We start from the raw sequence: 17449 nt of genomic DNA, 5'->3' as shown, positions 1-17449 counted from the left end.
ATGGAAAAACTTATTACACTCAGTATTAACGACCTAGCTAAAATCACTAATCATCGAAGTGGAGAAATCAAATTTGGCGAAAAAATACTTACAATACCGAAGAACACTGACCCTATAGACTTTATAAAATCAAGCGAAGCAAAATTTGTCTTATTTGGAATTCCGGAAGACATTGGAGTAAGAGCTAATTATGGAAGACCTGGAGCGGCATCTGCATGGGAAAGCGCCATTAAAAGTATAGCCAATATACAACACAATCGTTTTTCAAAAGGTAATCAAATTATTGCGCTAGGCCATCTGAATGTAAAACAAGAAATGAAAGAGGTAGAACATCTCGATTTCAATGATATCGACGACCGATCTAAATTAAGTCATTTGGTAGAAAAAATTGACAAAGAGGTTTCTCATATAATTTGTAAAATAATACAATGTGGTAAAATTCCAATTGTTATTGGAGGTGGACACAACAATGCATACGGAAATATCAAAGGTGCGGCACTTGCAAAAGGAAAAGCTATTAATGCAGTCAACTTTGACGCCCACTCCGATTTTAGAATTTTGGAAGGACGTCACAGCGGAAACGGTTTTTCATATGCCTTTGAAGAAGGCTTTTTAAAAAAATATTTCATATTTGGTCTTCATGAAAATTATACTTCCAAAAGTGTTTTGGATATTATAAAAAAGATTGAAGATCGAGTTCGTTACAACACTTATGATAGCGTTAATATCAGAAAAGAAAAAGACTTTGGCCAAGAAATGGTAACAGCCCTTGATTTTATTAAAAATGACCCTTTTGGAATTGAAATTGATTTGGATGCCATTCCGAATATTGCAAGCAGTGCTATGACTTTAAGTGGTTTTTCAATTGAAGAATTACGCCAATTTGTTTCTTTTTTTGGAAAAAATAAAAATGCAGCTTATTTACATATTTGTGAAGGTGCTCCAGACTTAGGTGAAGACAAAAACAATCATTTAATTGGAAAATTGATTGGCTATTTAGTTACTGATTTTATGAAAGCGCAAAATTCTACTATACTATAAATCGTAAATCAACATTGCGGAAATTCAAAATTAATACCCATCAAAAATAATAACACTATCTTTGCTGACTTATCTACGTACTTAATACAAGATATTTAATACAAAAATTATGTTATTCGAAGATTTATCACTTTCAAAAAGTATACAAAAAGCTGTATTTGAAGAAGGCTATACACATGCAACTCCTATTCAAGAACAATCTATTCCAGTTGTATTGGCTGGAAAAGATTTGGTGGGCTGTGCACAAACAGGAACGGGGAAAACTGCAGCTTTTGCAATTCCAATTATACATCAATTACACCGAATCGTAGGTTCATCGAAAAAAGCAAAAGTAATTCGTGCACTTGTTGTTACTCCTACAAGAGAATTAGCGGTTCAAATTGGACAAAGTTTTGATACCTATGGCAAATATACCAACTTAACACAAATAACACTCTTTGGAGGTGTTTCTCAAAATCCACAAGTAGATGCTTTAAAAAACGGTGTTGACATCGTGATTGCAACGCCTGGACGTTTATTGGATCTGCACAAGCAAGGTTTTATTGATTTGAATCATTTGCACACCCTAGTACTTGACGAAGCCGATCAAATGCTTGATATGGGATTTGTTAATGATGTAAAAAAAATTGTAAAGCTAACACCGAAAAACAGACAAACTCTTTTCTTTTCAGCAACTATGCCGATTGCTATCAGAGAATTGGCAGAAATGTTTCTTACAGACCCAGAAACAGTGACGGTATCTCCTGTATCATCAACAGCAGAAAATGTTGAACAACGTGTTTATTTTGTTGAAAAAACAGAAAAAAGAAACTTATTATACCATTTGATAAAAAATGAAAATTTATCAAATATTCTTGTTTTTTCAAGAACAAAACATGGAGCTGACAACGTCGTAAAAGCATTAAGAAAAAAAGATATTCCTGCTGAAGCCATACACGGAGATAAATCCCAAAATGCGAGACAACGTGTTCTTGACTCTTTCAAAAACAAAGAAATTGGTGTGCTTGTAGCTACTGACATTGCGGCTCGTGGGATTGATATCGACCAATTGCCTTTTGTAATCAATTTTGATTTACCCAATATTCCAGAAACATACGTACACCGTATAGGAAGAACTGGCCGTGCCGGAAATGGTGGTATTGCAATCTCATTTTGTAGTAAAGATGAAAAAGACTACTGGAAAGATATTCAAAAATTAATCAAAGTTGATGTTCAAACTATAAATGATCATCCTTATCCTTGGCACTCAGGAAACCCTACAGAAAATCCAAGTGCTCAGAAAAACTCAAACCGAAGCGGTGGTGCTCATAAATCAAGAAAATCAACGACCTCCAAACAAAATAAAAAACGTTGGTACTAAGCTCTTTTATTAAGCTCAACGATTGTAAAAAAACACATTTTAATGTAACGTTAAAATGTGTTTTTTTTTAGTTAACTAGGTAAATATCAGAATATAAAAGTGTTTTTTTGATTATATTTGATATAGATTTTTTAACTAAAAAAAATACAATAAAAATTTCAAAAAACTCAAATTATGGAAACCTTAGTTAAAAGAGATGGAATGTTCCCATCTGTGGTAAGCAAGTTGGTAAATCCTCTATTTGAAGATTTTTTTACAAGAGATATTTCGGATTGGGCTGAGAGAAGTATCCCTGCAATAGGAGTAAATTTACCTTCAGTAAACTTAAAAGAAACTGATACAAAACTTGAAATTGAGCTAGCTGCCCCTGGTTTAAAAAAAGAAGACTTTAAAATTGAAGTAGACAACAACATGTTAATCATTTCTGCTGAAAAAGAAGAAAAAAAAGAATCAAGTAAAAAAGACGATTATGTTCGAAAAGAATTCAATTACCAATCATTTTACAGATCCTTTAATCTTCCAGATTATGCAGATGAAAACAAAATAGAAGCTACATACAAAGATGGAATTCTAAATGTCAGTATTGGTAAAAAATCTAATACCAGAAGAAAAGAATTGAAAACTATTGCTATAAAATAAATAGCAAAAATTTAATTTAAAAAGGCGTTGAAATTAAACAACGCTTTTTGTTTTTAAAATAAGACAATTTATAATTTTAAATAACTGAACCACTTCAAAAGGTTTTACAATAATATCATTTATCCCAGCCATTATTGCTTCATCTGTAATTTCGTTTTTATCAAAGGCCGTTAGTGCTATTATAGGAGTTTCGATATCTTTCTGCCTTATTCTTCTTGAGGTTTCAAACCCATTCATTAATGGCATATTAATATCCATTAAAATAATATCAAATTCTTCATTATCTAAAATTTCCAAAGCCTTAAAACCATCATCTACTACAACACATGTATAATTATTCTTCTCGATAGTTTTCTTGGTAATCAATTGATTAATAGGATTATCCTCAACAACCAATACTTTAAACACCTGACTGGAAGTCATATCAACTTGAATATTATTTATAATTTCAATTGTTTTGGCCGCATTACATTCAAAATTGATAAGAAAGCTAAAAGCAGTCCCTTTCCCTAAGTCACTTTCAACAACAATCTCGCTACCAAAAAGTTCCAATAATCTTTTGACTATTGGCAAACCCAGACCAGTCCCTTGATAATCTACTTCTTTTCTTCCTACTTGAACAAATTTATCAAATATTTTTTCTTGATCAAAAGGAGCAATTCCAATTCCATTATCTTTAATCTTAATATCTAACGAATGTACTTTATCCTGAATTTTAACTTGTTTGGCAATTATATAAACATCACCATTTTTTGTGAATTTCAAGGCATTGCTTACTAAATTCATAAGGATTTGAGCGAATCTCAGTTTGTCTCCTATTAAACTTTCTGGAATTAATGGATCAACATCTATATATACTTTATTGTTGTTTTTTTTAGCAATAAAAGACAACGAATTTTTTATCATATGAAATTCATCGGCCAAATTAAAAGTCAAGTTATCCAATATAACTTTGTTTTCTTCAATTTTATTGATCTGCAAAATATCATTAACCAAAGACAACAAATAACGAGCCGAAAATTTTAAGGAATTTAAATGTGGACTTGAAGCAAGTTCTTTATGTTCTTCCAATAATAAATCAGTAATACCAACTACTCCGTATAATGGAGTTCGTAATTCATGACTTATTGTAGAAACAAATTGTGTCTTTAGAATAGATGATTCTTCCGCTTTTTTATTAGCAATAATCAATTCTTCATTGGCTATCATTAAATCAGCATTCGATTTTAATCGGAACTTATTATTTTTAATCAATGAGTTTAGAAAAAGCAATAAAACAAAAATAGCTATTATAAAAAGCAGAACAATTATTCTTGATTTTTTCAAACTTTGAAATTGTAAATCTCTTTCATTTTCAATTTTATCAATAGTCCTTTTATATTCATCCAATTCAAAATTAATCCCTTCTACATTTGCCTTTTGTAATTTTTCTTCAGCGTAAAGTTCCTCATTGAGTTTAGTGTAAATATCTAGATTTTCATATGCTCTTTTATAATCTTTTCGTTTCAACAAAAATTTTGAAAACTCTAAATGAGAAAAAGATAAATCTGATTTCTCATTAAGTTTTCTTCCAAACCGAATAGCTTCATTAAAATAAAATTCAGCTTTTGTATCTTCATTTTTATAATTACAATACATACCGTTAAGCATGTTTAATACAACAATAATAAAATCATTATTATGTTTTTCATAATAATGATTAATCATTTTCAAACTTTCTTCCCCTTCTTTAAATTTACCAACATCAAAAAAAGCCCAAGCTATGTTGAGATTCGTAAAAGCTATTTGAGAAGAATCGGATATTTTTTTACTGTGTTCAAGTGCCTTTCTATAATAAGCTACTCCTTTTTCGTATTTCTTTTTTTCAAAGCAATACATATTTCCAAGATTATTATTAATCCTTTGTTTTATAGTATCATTTTGAGTCTGATTAGCATAAATCAAGGCTTTATTGTAGTAAAAAATGGCTTTGTCAAATTCAGCTAAAGCATTATAATTGGCTGCAACATTATTATAATTTTCAGCAATAAGAACATTCTCATGTATAGATACCGCTTTACGCAATGCTAACCTTGAAATCAATAAAGATTTTTCAAAATCACCAGATTCACGTAGTTTAGCAGCTTGTTTGGTTAATTTATCAATTACTTTATTGGTTGGTAATTGCGTTTGACCAAATGCAGTACCTAAAAGATTAAACCACAAAATAATTAATAGAACTATTCTTATAGAGGGCATAAATACTAGTTGTTTATTCAAATATACATCATAATCTATAGATAAATTACATTTTAATTCAGAATATTTCAAAATATAACATTCAATTTAATAAATAAAAAAGCAGTTACATTTGAGTTGTAACTGCTTTTTTTATAAAATTATATTATAATTACTTTTTGACTTTTAAATCAAATAACAAAGATTTTAAATTACATTTTAAATACTTTGTTTTTCTTCTTTTTCATCTTCCCATTTTCCGACTACCGAAGTGGCTAATGCATTACCTAAAACGTTCGTAGCACTTCTAAACATATCGCAAAAATGATCTATCGGCAATATTAAAGCAATACCCTCAATTGGTATTTTAAACATTCCACAAGTAGCAGCAACAACTACTAAACTTGCTCTTGGCACACCTGCAATCCCTTTACTGGTAAGCATTAAAACAAAAAGCATTGTAAACTGAGTAGGGTAATCCAAATGTATCCCGTAGGCTTGAGCAATAAAAATACCTGCAAAGGTCATGTACATCATACTCCCATCTAAATTGAATGAATAGCCTAATGGTAACATAAATGCAACTATTTTATCTTTTACACCAAAGTTTTCTAATTCTTCAGTAAGTTTTGGAAATACGGCTTCAGAACTGGTCGTACTAAAAGCAATAATCAATGGACTCACAATATGTTTCAGTAATACTTTTATTCCTTTCCCAAGAAAAAGAAACCCAACAATAATTAACACCACCCAAAGTGTACCAATACCTATTAGAAACGAACCAAAGAATTTAAAATATGTAATAGCTAATTCCTGAAAATCTCGAACAGCAAAAACTCCTGCAATAGCACCAAAAACTCCAATTGGAGCAAATTTCATTACAAAATTCACCATTTTCAATACAATATGCGAAGTTCTATCCAAAAAGTCGGTTACAGGTTTTGCAAAATCTCCTACTGATGCAGCCGCCAATCCAAAGAAGATAGAAAATATAACAATCTGTAAAATCTCATTGGTAGCCATTGCTTCAAAAAGACTTTTAGGTACAATATGCTCAATAAAATTTTCAAAAGACAAATTTTGAGTTTTTGCGGTAACATCTGTAGCCAAAGCTAAATCAACATTAGATAAATTTAAACCAACTCCAGGTTGCAATAAATTCACATATAACATTCCAATTAATAATGAAATAAATGAAGCTGTAAAGAACCAGGCCAAAGCTTTCCCACCAATTCTACCAACCGTTTTTATATCCCCCAATTTGGCAATTCCAACTACTAAAGTTGTAAAAACTAATGGTGCAATAATCATTTGTACCAGTCTAATAAAAATAGTGGCCAACATTTTTATTTTATTGCTGAATTCTTGTGCGCTTTCGACTGTAGTAGAGTTGTGAATAATAACACCTAATACAGCTCCTAAGAACATTGCAATCAGGATCTGACCTGTAAGACCTTTTAAAAATGATGTTTTTTCAGTTGTAATTGTAGTCATTAAATTAATTTCAAGGTTAAATCTCAATATTTAGCTCGTCAAAATACTGAGGATGCTTTGCAATTATAAATATGTTTTATTCAAAAGATAAAAATCAGCAAGAACTATAGCTGCCATTGCTTCTACAATAGGAACAGCACGAGGTACTACACAAGGATCATGACGCCCTTTTCCTGTCATTTCGGTTATATTTCCTTTGTTGTCCAATGATTCCTGTTTTTGCATTATGGTTGCTACAGGTTTAAAAGCAACACGGAAATAAATATCCATTCCGTTACTTATTCCACCTTGAATTCCTCCAGAAAGATTAGTTTTTGTAGTTCCATCAGGATTGTATAAATCATTATGCTGACTTCCTTTCATTTTAGAACCTTCAAAACCACTTCCAAATTCGAACCCTTTTACCGCATTGATTGAAAGCATTGCTTTTCCTATTTCAGCATGTAATTTATCGAAAACAGGCTCTCCAAGTCCAACGGGTACATTTTGAATTACACAAGTAACCACACCTCCTACAGTATCTCCCTCTTTTCGAATTTGCTTAATATAATCTTCCATTGTCGCAGCCATCGCTTCATCTGGACAACGTACTGGATTGCTTTCTATTTTAGAAAAATCTAATTCTTGGTAAGGCGTATCCAAAGAAATAGGACCTACGGCCGAAACGTAAGCATTTATTTTAATATTAGATAGCATTTGTTTAGCAATAGCGCCTGCGACTACTCTACTAGCCGTTTCGCGTGCAGAACTACGTCCTCCACCTCTATAATCACGTACTCCATACTTTTTTTCATACACATAATCTGCATGACTTGGTCTGTAGTTATCTTTTATATGTGAATAATCATCTGATTTTTGATTGGTATTCGGAATAATAAAACCGATTGGTGTTCCAGTAGTTTTCCCTTCAAAAATTCCAGATAAAAATTGAACATCATCTGGTTCTTTTCTTTGCGTAACTATCGCAGATTGACCTGGTTTTCTTCGTGACATTTCAATTTGAATCGCCTCCAAATCAAGTTGAATTCCAGAAGGACAACCATCAATGATTCCACCCAATGCTTCCCCATGTGATTCTCCAAAAGTAGTTATTCTATATAGTGTGCCGTAGCTATTTCCTGCCATTGTATAAAAATTTTACGCAAATGTAAGTTTTATGAATTAAACTAAAAATTATAAATTAGTAATATTTCACAATAATTACACACAATATCTATCTAAATTCTATTGCTTTTTAGCATAAATAAAATGTAAACTCTTAAAATGCAATTGATATTTGATGAGTAACCTTTATCAATTTATTTCAATTTAAAAGAAAGAGTATTTTTATTATTCCAAATAAAATCATAAATACCTGATTTAAAAATAACTAAATTCAACCTTTATTATTTTTTGTAATTTTATATGCAGCATGTTTATTAACACCTCAAAAATAGACGAATGAAAAAAAACTACTATTGCTTATGTCTGCTAATTGGGCTGGTATTTTCTAGTCAAGCACAAGAAAATCAAGAAAATATTACAAAACAAGATAACATTTCAAAAAATGCGATTGGATTGCGATTTGGAAATAATCATGGTTTTGGAGCTGAAATTTCATATCAAAAAAAACTATCCGTAAAAAATCGATTGGAACTTGATTTGGGTTTCACCAATGATAATAATACTGATGCAATAAAACTATCTGGAATTTATCAATGGCATTGGAATATTGAAAAAGAATTAGATTGGCATGCTGGCTTTGGTGGTGGATTAGGGTACTGGAATACTGATGATAATTATAATAATGGATACGGAAGTGATAATGGCATTTTTGCAGTAATCAATGGAGATGTTGGCATTGAGTACAATTTCAAGAAAATTCCTATTCAAATTGCCATTAACTTAAGACCGGAATACGTTTTTAACAATTACCAGCAAAATGATTTTGGAATTAATGCAGGTCTGGCAATGCGATACAAATTCTAAAAAAAACCATCTTTAAATTTTAGACTAAAGATGGTTTTTTTTTTTAACCTATTTATATTTATTTATAGCATTGAGATATAAAGCCTCATAAATTGGCAGAATGTTTTTAATGTCAAAACTTTCGGCTACGTGCAAGGCATTCTTTTTAAATTCGGCAAGAACACTGTCTTCTTTTAATATTTTTAGCGCATTCTCTGCCATTTCATTAACTTCCCCAACATCACTTAAATAACCCGAAACTCCATCTATATTTACCTCAGGCAAACCACCAGAATTACTTGATATAACAGGAACTCCGCAAGCCATTGCTTCTAATGCTGCCAATCCAAAACTTTCGGTTTCTGATGGCAAAAGAAATAAATCAGTAAGGCCTAAAATTTTGTCTATTTCGTTACTATTCCCGAAAAATATCACTTTATCCTGAATACCAAACTTTCTGCACATTTTTTCAGCCTTTTCTTTTTCAGGCCCATCACCTACCATCATTAATTTAGAAGGAATTTCTTTTTGAATTTTATAAAATATCTTAATGATATCTGGAATTCGCTTTACTTTTCTAAAATTACTGATATGCGTTATTATCCTTTCATCAGGATTTGCCATAACAGATCGTCGGCAAGGAACCGTCGGATCGTAATTATTTTTATCCAATTCGATAAAATTCGGAATCACCTGAATTTCATTTTTTATATTGAATAATTTTAGTGTATCGTCTTTCAAACTTTGTGAAACCGAAGTCACATAATCTGATTTATTGATGCTAAAAGTCACTGCCGGCTTATAAAAAGGATGATTTCCAACCAAAGTAATATCAGTCCCGTGAAGTGTGGTTACCATCGGAATATCGATTCCTTCGTCTTTCAACATTTGTTTGGCCATATAACCAGCATAAGCGTGAGGAATCGCATAATGTACATGCAGAACCTCAATTTTATACAATTTAACCATGTCAACCAATTTACTAGACAGAGCCAATTCATAAGGCTGGAAATGGAATAAAGGATATTCAGGAACGATTACTTCGTGATAGTGAACATTGGGATTTAACAATGCTAAACGTACTGGTTGACTATAGGTTATAAAATGAATTTCGTGACCACGTCTTGCCAATTCTAAACCTAATTCTGTAGCAACTACGCCACTTCCCCCAAATGTTGGATAACAAACTATTGCTATTTTCATGTATAATTTTTAAGTGGAACGAAATTAAGGAGATTAGGTCTCTTTTAGTATAAAATAAAGTTAAAATTTAACTTTTTAAACTTCATTATTTGAAACCAAATTCTATATTTTTTTTTTATAATTATATCTGTTCGTTTACATCTTCATTCCTGCCATTGGGTCACTTCCTTTTCGGAATTTATATTCGCTGTTTATGGCATACGCTCCAGTAACTACCACTTTTTTTGAAGGATCTAAATCGGATTTGATCTCAATCATTCCATCAGTTTCTATACCTGTTTCTACCATAACATTTTCAAATATTCCTGGTCTTTTTTCGACCCAAATATAAGAAGCCTTTTCATCTTGGATTACCGCATCAATCGGGAGAAAAATCCCTTTTGCATTCGATTGGGTTAATTGGACAACAGCTTGCATTCCGGGTTTTAGGTGTAAACCCGGATTCGAGATTTCCATTCGGATTAACAACAATCGAGTGTCATTATTAATTTCTGGATTGATAAATGCAACTTGGGTATTAATTGTTTTATCCGGGAAATCAGTAAAAGTTACACTAGCTTTCTGACCTGTTTTTAAACTTTTCGCATAGTTTACATTTACTTGTGTTTCCAGCCAAAGGTTGTTCAAATCCGTTAATTTTATTATGGCTCCGCCTTCCATCACATAACTTCCTTCGGTGGCAATAATTTCTGAAACTGTTCCGCTATAAGTGCTGTAGAAAATTGTATTTGGAGAAACATCTTTATTGTTTTTAATGCTTTCAATTTGAGCACTGCTAAGACCGTAAAAAAGAAGCTTTTGTTTGGCGCTAACTAGCATATTTTTTGCGTTTTTCCCAAAATCTCCCGGCATCGACAATTGCTTATACGCAGTCAAATAATCCTGTTTGGCAATGGCTATATCTTCGCTGTACAATTCAAAAACCGCTTGGTTTTTTGCTACATAATCTCCAACAGACTTGAAAAACAATTTTTCAATTCGCCCCATCGATCTTGATGAAACTGAATTGATTTTCTCTTGATTAATTGCCAAAGTACCTATATAACTTTGTTTTAAACTGCTTTGGGATTCCACAATGGACTGCATGCTAATATTACCCAATCGAATTTGCTGTTTGCTCAAACTTATTTCGTTTGGATCGGAATTATCATGTTTTACGGGAGTTAAATGCATGTGACAAATAGGACATTTACCCGGTCTATCTTCTTTTATCTGAGGATCCATCGAACAAGTGTAAAATATTTTTTCGTCAGTCATTTTGTGTCCACTATGGTCTTCTTTGTTTTTGGAATTGCAGGCTATAAATACTGAAAATAATATTGATAGAATACCAATTGATTTTAAATTCTTCATAATTACTTGGTTTTAATGAAACTTTCGCTGTCTATAAGATATTGTCCATTTTTGGCAATGGTGTCTCCCATCGAAATACCACCATTGATTTGAACAAAATCATCCATTTCAATACCCGATTGTATTGCAGTTGCTTTGAAGCCACCATCCATTTTTACAAAAACTATTTTTTTCTCTCCCAAGCTAACCAAAGCTTGTTTTTGTAACCAAATCCCCTTTGCAGAATTTAATTGCACAGTACCTTGTAATCTTGAGCCAATGGGTAATTTTAGATTTTGATTATTGAGATACACTCGAATTTTGTTGGTTTTATCCGTTGGGTTTAATTGTGTTTCCACAAAATTTATTTTTGCGTAGATCACATTTTTTTCATCCAATTCAGAAGTAATATCAATTGATTGATTGATTTTGATTAGACTATTATAGCCCTGCAAAACATCGAAAACGCCCCAAACTTTATCGGAACTCATCAACTTAAAAACAACATCTCCTTTTTTAATATAACTCCCTTCTTTTACGTCTAATGTTTCTGTATTGTTTGCATTTGACATAGAAGAAACACTAGTATTAGTCATTTTTTCGGCTCCGGTAATGATTCCACTGACAGGACTATAAATAGTGATTACAGGATTTGTTTTTTTGGCGGAAGTCAATGCATTTACCTGAGAATTTGTCATCCCATAGAGCAATAATTTCTGCTTGGCTGAATTAATAATCGATGTGTTTTGGCTGTCATTGGAAACCAAATAAATATAATTCTGCTGCTCGGTTAATAATTCAGGACTGTATATTTCAAATATTTTTTGCCCTTTCGTTACTTTTTGATATTTGTAATTGATGTACATTTTTTCAATTCGACCGCTTATTCTTGCTGAGATATTTACAAATGAATTGGGGTCGTAAACTACAGTTCCGGRCAAACTAATTTCACTGCTTATAGTTGTATCTTTTACGATAATCGTTTGATAATTACCTACTACAAAATTATCGGTACGTTTCAAAAGATCATTAACAGAATCATTTATTTCGGAATGGTCTTCGGTTACTTTTTTTACTAAAGTCATACCGCAAATAGGACAATTTCCAGGTTTCTCCTTTATAATTTGTGGATGCATCGAGCAAGTATAAACCTCATTTTGATGTTCCATTTCCGAATGATTGTCTGATTTTGTGACAAAACGATAGACTGCAATTCCAATAATTAAAATCACAACAAACATAAAACTATACTTTATATAATTACTCATAATTAATTCATTTCTAGTTGTTTTTCGATTTCAACCTGTGTCGTTAAAATCGATTTTAATTTATCTAAAGCATCCATTTGAGTCATATTCATAGCTTCCCAGGCTTCCAACGCCACGAACAAGTCTCCTGTGTTGTTTTGCCAAGCTAAAATGGCAGTATCATAGTTTCGTTTCAAAGCTGGAATAATGTTGTCCTGCGTAATTTGGTATTGCTTTTTCAGGTTCAAAAACTCAGCATTCATACCTTTTATCATTCCGCTGGCTTCGTTGGCAATCATTTGCTTTTGCCAATCCAAACTTTCATTTTTAATTCGATAACTTTCCATATTGGCTTTATTCATTTTGGTGGACCAAGACACCGGAATAGTCATCATTCCCATCAATGAAAATTGTTGCGGTTGATTACCAAAAGCAAACATATGGTCGTATTTAACACCAAATTCAGGTCTGGTCGCGACCTTTTCCACCTCAATCTTATAATTATTGATTTCCTTAGTTTTATCAATGGCTTTGATGTCGCTACGGTTGTTGATATAGGGAGACAAATCGGCTTCAAGGAGATTAAAATCTTTGATTTCATAATTAGAATCAATTTCAAAATCCACATTTTTATCGCGAGCCATTAAGGTATTGAGTATGTATTTTCGCTGTGAAGCATCATTTTCCAACATCACAATCATACTTTGCAAAGTGGCATATTGAGATTTAGCCTTGTAATATGATGACAATTTATCCATATTGTACTGATAGCGTATTTCCATGCTTTTGATCATATACTCCAAAAGCTGAAGGTTGTCTTGGGCAATTTTCGTCTTTTTCTTAATGATTATCCATTCATAATAGTAGGTTTTAGCCAATGCTTTTAACTGGTTCAATGTAAATTTTTTATTTTCACTTTCGACCGAAGACATCGCTTTCATCAAATTTTCATTCGCATTTAGCTTAGAGGCATTCGGAATCATTTGGGTAACACCAAGCATATAATTTCCCATCCCTGATCCCATTTCACTGGCTTTCCATAAATTGGAATTATACGGAGTCATAAAGAAACCCGTTTCTACTTGAGGCGCCATCCAACTTCTGGCTCCTTTCGCCGAAGCATCCATACTTTGTATATCGGCATCGTACATTTTCAATTGTGGATTATTTGTTTTGATCGTAGTCAAAACATTATCCAAAGTAAGTGTTTGGGCCTTAATATTTGCAAAGCTTAAAATCAAACAACTTATGGCGATATAATATTTAATGTTTTGCATCTATGAGACTAATTTTTCCTTTTGTTTTTAATTCTTGGAGTTTCACCATTTCAAAAACAACTGGGGTTACTAATAATACATAAATCGTTGAAGTAATTGTTCCTCCAATGAGCGGAACGGTGATGGGAAGCATTACATCTGCTCCTGTTCCTGTTGCCCAAAGTATCGGTATTAAACCAAATAATGAAACCGAAACGGTCATCAGTTTTGGTCGAAGCCTCTTGGCAGAACCTTCAATAATATATTCTCTTACTATTTCTTCTGTTAAGTTTTCTTTACTGTTACCGTGTTTGGCTACCATTTTGTTCATAGCTTCATTCAGATAAATCGTGATGAGCATTGCTGTTTCGACTGCCAAACCAAACAAGGCAATAAAACCCACAGCTACTGCCACCGATAAATTAATTCCATAAAAATAGACCATAAAAATACCTCCGATTAATGCAAACGGAACTGTTATCATCGTAATCAAAGCCTCTTTCATGGAATGATACGTAAAATATAGAATGAGAAAAATAATGACTACAACGATGGGCAAAATTAAGCCCAATGTTTTGTTGGCTCTGATTTGGTTTTCCCATTGACCACTCCATTCCACATAATATCCTTTGGGCATTTTGGTAATCATTTCATTCAGTTTTGCCTGCGCTTCTTTGACAGTGCTTCCTAAATCACGATCGCGAACATTAAACAAGACACTGCCACGAAGCATAGCATTTTCACTGTTTATCATTGGTGGACCATCGCTTATTTTTACATCGGCAACCGTTTCTAACGGAATAGGGCCAAATTCCATTGTTTGTACCTGTAATTTTCTCAAGGCTTCGATGCTGTTTCGGTATTCTTGTGCATATCTGGCGTTGACCGAAAAGCGCTGTCTTCCTTCGATTGTTGTGGTCAGTTTCATTCCACCAATAGAAGCTTCCACAACATTGTTTATATCATCGATGCTTAGTCCATATCTACCTATGACTTCTCGTTTGGGTACAATATCAATGTATTTTCCACCCGTAATGGGTTCGGCATACAAATCTTTTACTCCCGAAGTTCCTTCCAATGCCATTTTTATTTTTTGGGATAAAGCATTGATGGTGTCTAAACTCTCGCCGTATATTTTTATCCCCACGTCTGTTCTGATACCCGTCGAAAGCATATTAATTCGGTTGATAATCGGTTGGGTAAAACCATTGGTTACTCCCGGAATTTGTAGTTTATTATTGATTTCATTTATGATATCCGCCTTCGTCTTACCTTCTCTCCACTCGTTGTGGGGTTTCAGCAAGACAATTGTCTCTATCATACTAATTGGACTATTGTCAGTCGCGGTGTTGGCTCTGCCTGCTTTCCCTAAAACGTGAGCCACTTCGGGAATCGATTTTATCAATCGGTCTTGTACCTGCAAAATTCTTTTCACTTCAGAATTAGAGACATCAGGCAAGGTCACTGGCATAAACAAAATGGAACCTTCATCGAGCGGCGGCATAAATTCGGATCCCAAGCGTGTAAACATCAATGCACCAATCAACAGCGCCACAATATTAATTGCTAAGACTGTTTTTCTCCATTTTAAACAAAGAGTTAAAATAGGAGTATAAATACTTTCCAATTTTCTATTAATCGGATTTTTGTTTTCTGTTCGAAGTTTTCCTTTGAGTAAAAAGCTAATCAATACTGGAGTTAGCGTAATTGCAAAAAAAGCATCCACGATTAGGATAAATGATTTTGTCCAAGCCAATGGACTAAACAATTTACCTTCCATTCCCGTAAGAAGAAATACAGGCAAAAACGACGCAATTACAATTATTGTCGAATAAAACACACCCGGCCCGACCAATTTAGAAGAAGCCTCGATTAGTTTGAGTTTCTCTTCCGAAGTCAACGGATCATTTTCCTTTTTGAATATATTTTTCAGGTTATTTTTCATCTTAAATTGCATTTTGGTTATTATCCATTTCTTCCTGTTTCTCCGAAATTGTCCTATAAGCATTCTCCACCATTACAATTCCGTCATCAACCAAAACCCCTATTGCCAAAGCAATTCCCGTAAGCGACATAATATTCGAAGAAATTCCAAAAGCTTGCAGAAATATAAATGCAACAGCCACTGAAATTGGTATTTGAATCAAAATAATCAAAGCACTTCTCCAATGGAAAAGAAAAAGCAACACTACAATTGAGACTGCAATCATCTCTTCTATTAATGTTCCTTTCACAGATTCGATTGCTTTTTCTATCAATTCGCTTCTATCATAAGAAGTTTTAAAAGTTACTCCCTCGGGCAATCCTTTTTCGACTTCCTTCATCTTTAATTTTACAGCTTTGATGATTTTATCGGCATTTTCGCCATATCGCATCACTACAATACCACCAACCACTTCGCCTTTTCCGTCTTCATCAAAAATTCCAAGACGCAAATCACCTCCCATTTGAATGAATCCAATGTCTTTTACCCGTACCGGAATAGAATTATAATTCTTAATGGCAATCTCTTCTACGTCCTTTATGTTTTTTATATATCCCAAACCCCTTATGATATATGACATATCACTCATTTCGAATTTACGCCCCCCAACGTCGTTATTATTGGCTTTCACGGCGTTCATCACTTCCATCATACTGACTTTGTAATATTGCATTTTTAAAGGGTCTAAAACCAATTGGTATTGCTTTTCAAAACCCCCAAAAGAAGCCACTTCAGCAACACCTGGAACAGTTTGTAATGCAAATTTCACATACCAATCCTGCAAGGCTCTTTGCTCCCCTAAGTCCATTCCATTTGCGTCTAGATGATACCAAAAAACGTGACCAACGCCCGTACCATCAGGACCTAGCGTAGGAACCACATTTTGAGGCAATAATCGTTGAGCATAATTGAGTCGTTCCAAAACCCTTGTTCTTGCCCAGTAAATATCAACATTGTCCTCAAAAACAATATATACGAAGCTCATCCCAAACATTGAGGCACCACGAATATTTTTGACTTTTGGAATTCCCTGAAGATTGGATACCAAAGGATAAGTTACTTGAGCTTCAATAACCTGTGGACTTCTTCCCATCCACTCTGTAAATACAATTACCTGATTTTCGGACAAATCCGGTATGGCATCAATGGGATTTTGCTGGACGCTATAAATTCCCCAACCAAACAGACAGGCCGAAACCAGCAGCACAATAAATCTGTTTTTTAAAGAAAATGATATTAATTTTTCTACCATAATAGTTAGTATTTGGACGAAAGACTGTCCCTGGTTTTCAGAATCCAAGCTATGACTTCCTGTTTTTGACTATCAGAAAGTATTGCGTTTTTGTGTATCAATGTATATGAAGTCAATGGCATATCATTCGACCTGATTTCTTTCATTATAGCTTTCAATTTGCTGTTTTGTCTGCGTTTTGAATAATTTCCATATTCATTAAAGTTCAATTCCTCTTTGCCTTCATTTATATGGCTATCCATAAAAAAACGAACAGGCTGAATATTCGAATACCAAGGATAATGAGTATTATTGCTGTGACAATCAAAGCAAGAGGTTCGCAATATTATTTCTATATTTTTAGGAACATTATTCACTTTTGTAAAATCGGCAGTATAATTCTGTTTTAAAGCTATGTTTCGAGCAGGCTGATAAAACTGCATCAGAAAAAGAATAATCAATCCTATAAAAAATATTTTTTTTAAGATTCTTTTCATT

At 33.0% G+C, this 17449-nt stretch carries 14 protein-coding genes; 4 read left to right on the top strand and 10 right to left on the bottom strand.

Going from position 1 to position 17449, the window contains the following annotated elements:
- The 3 genes from AC1DY0_RS15940 (at position 1) to AC1DY0_RS15930 (ending at position 3040) form a co-directional block, all read left to right on the top strand.
- Positions 1 to 1041 carry a formimidoylglutamase gene (locus AC1DY0_RS15940; protein WP_477189576.1) on the top strand — a complete coding sequence of 347 codons (1041 nt, stop codon included), beginning with the start codon at positions 1 to 3 and terminating at the stop codon, positions 1039 to 1041.
- Positions 1042 to 1150: 109 nt separating this feature from the next.
- On the top strand, positions 1151 to 2401 hold the full coding sequence (locus tag AC1DY0_RS15935) for a DEAD/DEAH box helicase (protein ID WP_477189575.1): 1251 nt from the start codon (positions 1151 to 1153) through the stop codon (positions 2399 to 2401).
- A 174-nt stretch (positions 2402 to 2575) separates the two neighbouring features.
- Complete coding sequence (locus tag AC1DY0_RS15930) at positions 2576 to 3040, top strand: Hsp20/alpha crystallin family protein (RefSeq protein WP_477189574.1); 465 nt, start codon at positions 2576 to 2578, stop codon at positions 3038 to 3040.
- Positions 3041 to 3073: 33 nt separating this feature from the next.
- Here AC1DY0_RS15930 and AC1DY0_RS15925 read toward each other — a convergent pair whose 3' ends face one another.
- The 3 genes from AC1DY0_RS15925 to aroC form a co-directional block, all read right to left on the bottom strand.
- Positions 3074 to 5278, bottom strand: coding sequence for a response regulator (locus tag AC1DY0_RS15925; RefSeq protein ID WP_477189573.1), 2205 nt, complete (start codon positions 5276 to 5278; stop codon positions 3074 to 3076).
- A 198-nt stretch (positions 5279 to 5476) separates the two neighbouring features.
- Entirely contained in the window at positions 5477 to 6751 is a 1275-nt protein-coding gene (locus AC1DY0_RS15920) for a dicarboxylate/amino acid:cation symporter (protein WP_477189572.1), read from the bottom strand.
- 63 nt (positions 6752 to 6814) lie between these two features.
- Positions 6815 to 7876, bottom strand: a complete 1062-nt coding sequence (gene aroC, locus AC1DY0_RS15915) for a chorismate synthase (protein WP_477189571.1) — start codon at positions 7874 to 7876, stop codon at positions 6815 to 6817.
- A 315-nt stretch (positions 7877 to 8191) separates the two neighbouring features.
- Between aroC and AC1DY0_RS15910 the strand changes: the two genes are divergently transcribed.
- Complete coding sequence (locus tag AC1DY0_RS15910) at positions 8192 to 8719, top strand: hypothetical protein (RefSeq protein WP_477189570.1); 528 nt, start codon at positions 8192 to 8194, stop codon at positions 8717 to 8719.
- A 48-nt stretch (positions 8720 to 8767) separates the two neighbouring features.
- On the opposite strand, the gene bshA is transcribed toward AC1DY0_RS15910, so the two are convergent.
- The 7 genes from bshA to AC1DY0_RS15875 all read right to left on the bottom strand — a co-directional run bounded on the left by bshA (position 8768) and on the right by AC1DY0_RS15875 (position 17448).
- On the bottom strand, positions 8768 to 9901 hold the full coding sequence (gene bshA / locus AC1DY0_RS15905; RefSeq protein WP_477189569.1) for an N-acetyl-alpha-D-glucosaminyl L-malate synthase BshA: 1134 nt from the start codon (positions 9899 to 9901) through the stop codon (positions 8768 to 8770).
- 135 nt (positions 9902 to 10036) lie between these two features.
- Positions 10037 to 11254 (bottom strand): efflux RND transporter periplasmic adaptor subunit, encoded by a 1218-nt coding sequence (locus AC1DY0_RS15900; protein ID WP_477189568.1) that lies wholly within the window; start codon positions 11252 to 11254, stop codon positions 10037 to 10039.
- Between the two features lie 2 nt (positions 11255 to 11256).
- Positions 11257 to 12501 (bottom strand): heavy metal-binding domain-containing protein, encoded by a 1245-nt coding sequence (locus AC1DY0_RS15895; RefSeq protein WP_477189567.1) that lies wholly within the window; start codon positions 12499 to 12501, stop codon positions 11257 to 11259.
- A gap of 2 nt (positions 12502 to 12503) precedes the next feature.
- Positions 12504 to 13757, bottom strand: a complete 1254-nt coding sequence (locus tag AC1DY0_RS15890) for a TolC family protein (protein ID WP_477189566.1) — start codon at positions 13755 to 13757, stop codon at positions 12504 to 12506.
- Entirely contained in the window at positions 13744 to 15681 is a 1938-nt protein-coding gene (locus AC1DY0_RS15885) for an efflux RND transporter permease subunit (RefSeq protein WP_477189565.1), read from the bottom strand. The genes AC1DY0_RS15890 and AC1DY0_RS15885 overlap by 14 nt, the downstream gene beginning before the upstream one ends.
- Before the next feature lies 1 nt (position 15682).
- Positions 15683 to 16972: an efflux RND transporter permease subunit gene (locus AC1DY0_RS15880; RefSeq protein WP_477189564.1), complete on the bottom strand. Its 1290-nt coding sequence runs from the start codon at positions 16970 to 16972 to the stop codon at positions 15683 to 15685.
- A gap of 5 nt (positions 16973 to 16977) precedes the next feature.
- Positions 16978 to 17448, bottom strand: a complete 471-nt coding sequence (locus AC1DY0_RS15875) for a heme-binding domain-containing protein (protein ID WP_477189563.1) — start codon at positions 17446 to 17448, stop codon at positions 16978 to 16980.
- Position 17449 lies beyond the last annotated feature (1 nt).

Source organism: Flavobacterium sp. P1_E4 (assembly GCF_056405915.1).
This window is presented reverse-complemented; position numbering and strand designations above follow the sequence as displayed.